5 protein-coding genes and 1 tRNA gene are annotated in these 6,580 nt (G+C 67.4%); 1 reads left to right on the top strand and 5 read right to left on the bottom strand.

The features are described 5' to 3' along the window. Nucleotides 1-66: 66 nt before the first annotated feature. The 4 genes from AB4Y86_RS09085 to AB4Y86_RS09070 all read right to left on the bottom strand — a co-directional run bounded on the left by AB4Y86_RS09085 (nucleotide 67) and on the right by AB4Y86_RS09070 (nucleotide 3,763). Nucleotides 67-669, bottom strand: coding sequence for a 50S ribosomal protein L25/general stress protein Ctc (locus tag AB4Y86_RS09085; RefSeq protein WP_441401919.1), 603 nt, complete (start codon nucleotides 667-669; stop codon nucleotides 67-69). A gap of 283 nt (nucleotides 670-952) precedes the next feature. Beyond that, nucleotides 953-1,933, bottom strand: coding sequence for a ribose-phosphate diphosphokinase (locus AB4Y86_RS09080; protein ID WP_441401918.1), 981 nt, complete (start codon nucleotides 1,931-1,933; stop codon nucleotides 953-955). Nucleotides 1,934-1,938: 5 nt separating this feature from the next. Beyond that, the gene (gene glmU / locus AB4Y86_RS09075) at nucleotides 1,939-3,423 is read right to left on the bottom strand and encodes a bifunctional UDP-N-acetylglucosamine diphosphorylase/glucosamine-1-phosphate N-acetyltransferase GlmU (protein ID WP_441401917.1); all 1,485 of its coding nucleotides are present in this window, start codon (nucleotides 3,421-3,423) and stop codon (nucleotides 1,939-1,941) included. Nucleotides 3,424-3,691: 268 nt separating this feature from the next. Next, nucleotides 3,692-3,763, bottom strand: a tRNA-Gln gene (locus AB4Y86_RS09070). 200 nt (nucleotides 3,764-3,963) lie between these two features. Between AB4Y86_RS09070 and AB4Y86_RS09065 the strand changes: the two genes are divergently transcribed. Continuing rightward, on the top strand, nucleotides 3,964-4,563 hold the full coding sequence (locus tag AB4Y86_RS09065) for a TetR/AcrR family transcriptional regulator (RefSeq protein ID WP_441401920.1): 600 nt from the start codon (nucleotides 3,964-3,966) through the stop codon (nucleotides 4,561-4,563). Nucleotides 4,564-5,222: 659 nt separating this feature from the next. Here the strand turns inward: AB4Y86_RS09065 and AB4Y86_RS09060 are convergent. Continuing rightward, nucleotides 5,223-6,580: ABC-F family ATP-binding cassette domain-containing protein (locus AB4Y86_RS09060; protein WP_441401916.1), on the bottom strand; the 1,358-nt coding region annotated here is incomplete at its 5' end.

Raw genomic sequence — 6,580 nt, 5'->3', positions numbered from 1 at the left:
GATGGGCAGGCTGTGCAGACGACGGCGGCCGGGCCCCAGTGGGACCCGGCCGCCGAAATACCGGAACTACTCGGCTTCGACCGCAGTCGAAGAGCCTTCGGTGGTGTCGGCGGATGCCTCTTCCTCGGAGACTTCGGTGGCCTCGGAGATGTGAACGACGAGGGACTCGGCGTCGGCCAGCAGGACGGAGCCCTTCGGCAGAACCAGGTCGGAAGCGTGGATGTGCTCACCGGCGGTGCGGCCCTCGATGCTGACCTCGACGGCGGTCGGCAGGTTGGTTGCCTCAGCCTCGAGGGAGACGGTGGTCATTTCCTGGTTGTACACGTTGCCCGGAGCAAGCTCGCCGGTCAGGTGCACGGGAACGTCCACGGTGACCTTCTCGCCGGTGCGGACGGTCAGCAGGTCGATGTGCTCGATGATCTGCTTGATCGGGTCGCGCTGGATGTCCTTGACCAGGGCCAGGTGCTGCTCGCCGTTGATGTCGAGGGTCAGCAGGGCGTTGGCACGGCGGACGGCAAGCGTGGTGGACTTGGCCGGCACGGTGATGTGGATGGGCTCGGCGCCGTGGCCGTAGATGACGGCGGGAATCAGGCCGGCCATGCGGGCGCGACGGGCGAAGCCCTTGCCGAATTCGGTGCGGACTTCTGCTGCGAGCTTCTGCTCAGACATGGGTATCTCCTGGTGGACTAGCGGTATTCAGCAAGGGCGGAGGTCTGTTTGCGACCTTCAACGCCGGGCGGCAAGGCCGCCCATCAGAAGGGAGATTCAGACCCAGTCGATAACGGAGACCAGCAGTCGGCGTTCCGGGCAGCTTGTGACTGCCTGCGGACTACCGGTGCTCTCCCTCGCCAAGGTATCGGAACGAGTTTAGCAGTGCCGGCCCCCGTTTCGCGAAAACGGGGGCCTGCACCGCAGGCTGGGCGTCCTGCTGGGCGCCCTCGCGGGCCGTTGGCTAGGCGTTGCCGTCAAACAGGCTCGTAACGGAGCCGTCGTCGAACACTTCACGGATRGCGCGGGCRATCAGSGGCGCGATSGACAGCACCGTCAGCTGCGCGAAGTGCTTGTTCGCGGCGATCGGCAGCGTGTTGGTGACCACGACTTCGCGGGCGCCGGACTCGGCGAGGCGCTGCGGCGCCGGGTCAGAGAACACTGCGTGGGTCGCCGCGATGATGACATCCTTGGCACCGGCGTTCATGAGCACCTGGACGGCCCCGGAAATGGTTCCGCCGGTATCGATCATGTCGTCAATCAGGACGCAGGTGCGGCCCTGGACCTGGCCCACGACGGTCTTGGAGACCGCCTGGTTGGGCACCGTCAGGTCACGGCTCTTGTGCACGAATGCCAGCGGTGCGCCGCCCAGGCGCTCGGCCCATTGTTCGGCGACGCGGACGCGGCCGGTGTCCGGGGAGACGACGGTGATGTTGTCCGATCCCACCCGGGTACGGATGTAGTCGGCGAGGAGCGGGATCGCCATCAGGTGGTCCACGGGGCCGTCGAAGAAGCCCTGGATCTGCGAGGTGTGCAGGTCCACGCTCATGATGCGGTCGGCACCGGCGGTCTTGTAGAGGTCCGCGACCAGGCGCGCCGAGATCGGCTCGCGGCCGCGGCCCTTCTTGTCCTGGCGGGCGTAGGGGTAGAACGGCGAGACCACGGTGATGCGCTTGGCGGAGGCCCGCTTGAGCGAATCGATCATGATCAGCTGCTCCATCAGCCAGTTGTTCAGCGGGGCCGGGTGGGCCTGGATGACGAAGGCGTCGGTGCCGCGGACGCTTTCGCCGGCCCGGACGTAGATCTCGCCGTTGGCGAAGTCGTACGCGTCCAGCGGCAGCAGTTCGGTGCCCAGCTCCTTGGCGATCTCGCGCGCCAGTTCCGGGTGTGCGCGCCCGGCGGCAAGCACCAGCTTCTTCTCGCCGTGTGCCGTAATTTCGCTCATGTTTGCTAGCCCTCTTCTGTTGTTGCCGGTGGAGTGGAGGATGTGGGGGCTGCGGCCTCGGCCAGCGTGGCGGAGATGGAGCCCGGACGGTTCGCCGCGACCCAGCCTTCGGAGTTCCGCTGCTTGGCCAGGGAGACGACCAGGGCGCCGGCCGGGACGTCGCTGCGGATCACTGCACCGGCCCCGCTGTAGGCACCATCGCCGACGGTGACCGGAGCCACGAAAACCGTGTTGGAGCCGGTGCGGACGCCGGAGCCGATCTTGGTGCGGTGCTTCTTCACGCCGTCGTAGTTGGCCGTGATGTTGCCGCAGCCGATGTTGGTGTCCTCGCCGATCTCCGCGTCGCCGGCATAGCCGAGATGGGAGAGCTTCGAGCCGCGGCCGATCGTGACGTTCTTGGTCTCGTAGAAGGCGCCGATCTTGCCGGTTTCGCCCAGAACGGTCCCCGGTCGCAGGTACGTGAACGGTCCCACACTGGACCGGGCACCGATGCGCGAGCCGGATCCGTGGGTGCGGATCACGGTGGCGCCCTCCCCCACCTGGACATCGGTCAGGGTGGTGTCGGGTCCGACGACGGCGTCGCGCGCCACGGTGGTGGCCCCGTGCAGTTGCGTGTTGGGCAGCAGCCGGACGTCCTCGTCGAGGGTCACGGTCGCGTCGATCCAGGTGGTTGCGGGATCGATAACGGTGACGCCGGCACGCATCCAGGCCTCGACGGTCCGGCGGTTGTGCTCCGCGCCGAGGGCGGAAAGCTGGACGCGGTCGTTGGCGCCTTCGACCTGCCAGCGGTCCTCGGTCACGACGGCGGCGACCCGGCCGCCGGCGGCGCGGGCCAGGGCCAGGACGTCAGTGAGGTACTTTTCGCCCTGTGCATTGTCGGTGGTGACGTGGGCGAGGGAGTCCCTCAGCACGGCGGCGTCGAAGGCGTAGATCCCGGAGTTGATTTCCCGAATGTCGCGTTCCGCGTCGCTGGCGTCCTTGTGTTCCCGGATACCGGTGACGGTGCCGTCCCCGGCYCGGACGATGCGGCCGTACCCGGTCGCATCGTTGAGCACGGCGGTGAGGACGGTGACGGCGTTGCCGTCCGCTTCGTGGGCGGCGACCAGTTCGGAAAGCAGTTCGCCGGTGAGCAGCGGAACATCGCCGTAGGTGACGACGACGGTTCCGTTCAGCGGTCCCTCGGGGTGGCGGGCATCCAGGGCGTCCAGGGCGGCTTCGACGGCGCGGCCGGTGCCGGGCACGTCGTCCTGGTCGACAATCAGCGCCTGCGGATCCAGTGCGGCGATGTGCGCGGCGACCTGGTCGCGTTCGTGCCGGACCACGAGGGCCAACTCGTGCGGCCGGAGGGCGCGGGCGGCGTTCAGTGCGTGTCCGACCAGGGAGCGGCCGCCGATTTCGTGGAGGATCTTGGGGGTACGGGACTTCATCCGGGTACCGGCACCTGCTGCTAGGACAATGACGGCGGCGGGGCCGGTGTTCTCGGGGCTCACGTACGGGCTCTCCTTGCTCAGTGGCCTGACTCAGTGCCGCTGCTCGGTCGATCTCGGCCGACCCGTGGACGACAGCCAGGTGGTCTACCTCGATGCCGGCTGCGCGCGGCCGTGCCGGACCACGTTCCGGCCTCGGCATCGTCTTTATCCTACTGGACTAGCGCCGGCCGCCGCCCGGCTGGCCGGTTCCTCGGCCGCCGGGCGGCCTCGTCCGGCCGGATCAACAGCCGGCGGGCCGGTTAGTCCGGTCGCCGACTACCCGAGGCAGTTCCGCCCATAGGACTCGAACCTATACTCCACGGCTCCAAAGGCCGGGGTGCTGCCATTACACCAGAGCGGACCGTGCCCAGGCGTCGAGCCGGAGACACAAGAGACAATTCTGCCACGAAGGATGTTAATCGTGCGACTTGATGCCGGAGCGGAGCGGGCGCAGCCGTAAGGCATGATGGTCATGTGAGCAAGAGCGCAGGCGTGTCCGGAGGGGCGGACCCCGGCACCGGCAGGCCGGTACGGTCCCCCGGCCACATTCCCAGGTCCCGCATGACCGGTCCCCAGCGCCGTGTCCAGCTGATCGGCGTCGGTCGCGCCCTCTTCGCGCTCCGCGGCCTGGACGGCACCACCATAGACGAGATCGCGGCCGCCGCGGGCGTTTCCAAGCCGGTGATCTACGAGCACTTCGGGTCCAAAGAGGGCCTTTACACACAGGTCGTGGAGCACGAATTCCGGATCCTGCTCGGTTCCATCAACGATGCTCTCTCCGCGGAGGCCAAGCCCCGCGTCCTGGTCGAGCGGGCGGCGCTGGCCCTGCTGGGCTACATCGAGGACCGGACCGAAGGCTTCCGCATCCTGATGCGCGATGCGCCGCCATCACAGCCCGAGGGAGCATTCTCCTCGCTGCTGTCGCAGGTGACGGTGCGGGTCGAGTACATTCTGGCCGACGAATTTGCCCGCCGCGGCTTCAGCTCCGCGGACGGCGCCATGTACGCCCAGATGCTGGTGGGCATGGTCGCGATGACCGGCCAATGGTGGCAGGACAGCCGGACCCCGGACAAACGCGAAGTCGCCGCGCACCTGGTGAACCTCGCCTGGAACGGCCTCACGGGTCTGCGCAAGGAACCCGAACTCCGCGTCGAGGACTAGTCCGTCGCCTAAGCCCGGCGGTCAGTCGGCGCCGCGAAACGGCCATCCTCCGCGTGCTCGCCGCCGGACTGTCTGGGACATGTCCATTCCTGGTGGCGGCCGATGGACATGAGGCCAACATGCCCATTCTTGGGTGGGGAGATCGGGCATGCCCGCGGGAGAGTGCGGACCACGAAGGGCATGCCCATTTCTGGGGCCGCACGGACGGCACGCTCCCTAGCCTGAGCCGGCAGCGTCAGGCACAACCGGCCCTGTCGGCTAAGTCCTCGCCCCACAGCCTCCTCGGAGATGCCCTCCCCTGGCTGTGACCAATGGACATCCTGCCAACATGCCCATTCCTGGACGTGAACGAAGGGCATGCCCGCGGGAGAGTGCGGACCACAAAGGGCATGCCCATTTCTGGGGCCGCACGGACGGCATGCTCCCTAGCCTGAGCTGGTAGCGTCAGGCACAACCTGCCCCGTCGGCTAAGTCCTCGCCCCACAACCTCCTCGGACATGCCCTCCTCTGGCTGTGACCAATGGACATCCTGCCAACATGCCCAATCCTGGACGTGAACGAAGGGCATGCCCGCGTATGAATGTCGCCGCCAGAGAACATGCCCATTCGTGGAGTCAAGCAGCGGGTATGTCCATCACCCGGGGCAGCCGCGAGTTGGTCTACTCGCCGAGAACCTCCAAGGCCTCAAGCCACTCGAGCTCGAGGGCTTCACGTTCTGCGGCGAGCTGCTGGAGCTTCGCGTTAAGGCCGGCAAGCTCATCGAACTTGGAAGCGTCGCCGGCCCCGGCAGTCATCTGGGCGTGGATCTTGTCCTCCTGCTGCTGGAGTTTGCCCAACTGGCGGTCGATCCGATTCTTGGCCTTGCGGGCATCGCGCTTTTCGGCTTCCGAGGAGCCGGAGGCGGCGGGTGCAGAGCTTCCGCTCGGCCCGGTGACCGGGTTTCCGCCGCCGGTGATGGTTGAACCGGCCAGTGCCGCTTCGCGCAGTTCCAGGTACTGGTCCACGCCGCGCGGGAGGGCACGGATCTTGCCGTCGCCCAGCAAGGCCATCTGGTGGTCGGTGACGCGTTCGAGCAGGTAGCGGTCGTGGCTGACGACGACGAGCGTGCCCGGCCAGCCGTCGAGCACGTCTTCGACCGCGGCAAGGGTGTCCGTGTCAAGGTCGTTGGTCGGTTCGTCGAGCATCAGCACGTTGGGCTCGCCCACGAGCAGGCGCAGCAGCTGAAGCCGGCGGCGCTCGCCACCGGACAGATCCTTGACCGGGGTCCATTGCTTCTCGTTCGTAAACCCAAGCTGCTCCACGAGTTGGCCCGCCGTGAATTCCTTGCCGCCGACGTTGAAGGAACGCTTTTCGCGCTCGATCACTTCGATCACGCGCAGGTCCGAGACGTCGTCGAGCTCCTTGACCTCCTGGGTGAGCACCGCGGTGACCACGGTTTTGCCGCGCTTGACCTTGCCGGCGCTGGGCTCAATCTCGCCGTTGAGCAGCTTCAACAGCGTGGTCTTCCCGGCACCGTTGACCCCGACGAGACCGAGCCGCTCGCCCGGGGCGAGCCGGAGCGTGATGTTGTCGAACAGCTTCTGGCCGGGCTCGCCGCCCCGGAAATCGAGCGAAACGTTTTCCAGGTCCAGCACGTCCTTGCCGAGACGCGCCGTCGCCATCTTGCTCAGCGCCGTCGAGTCGCGCGGCTCCGGGACGTCGGCGATCAGCGCGTTGGCAGCCTCGATCCGGAACTTCGGCTTGGCCGTCCGGGCCGGGGCGCCGCGGCGCAGCCAGGCCAATTCCTTCTTCACGAGTTGCTGGCGCTTGCCTTCGGTCACCGACGCCGCACGGTCACGCTCGGCCCGGGCCAGGACGTAGGCCGCGTAGCCGCCGTCGAACGGGTCCATGATGCCGTCATGGATTTCCCAGGTCTTGTTGCACACTTCGTCGAGGAACCAGCGGTCGTGGGTGACCACCAGGAAGGCGCCCTGGTTGGGCCGCCAGCGGGTCTTCAGGTGCCGGGACAGCCACGCGA

The sequence above is a fragment of the Arthrobacter sp. 2YAF22_2 genome, from assembly GCF_052114645.1.
Classification (GTDB): Bacteria; Actinomycetota; Actinomycetes; order Actinomycetales; family Micrococcaceae; genus Arthrobacter.
Note: the sequence above shows the minus strand (reverse complement) of the source record. Positions and strands in the feature narration are given on the sequence as shown.

Excerpts from the sequence above, each read along its gene's own strand:
- AB4Y86_RS09065 (WP_441401920.1), top strand. The coding sequence starts at position 3,964 with ATGACCGGTCCCCAGCGCCGTGTCCAGCTGATCGGCGTCGGTCGCGCC.
- AB4Y86_RS09085 (WP_441401919.1), bottom strand. The coding sequence starts at position 669 with ATGTCTGAGCAGAAGCTCGCAGCAGAAGTCCGCACCGAATTCGGCAAG.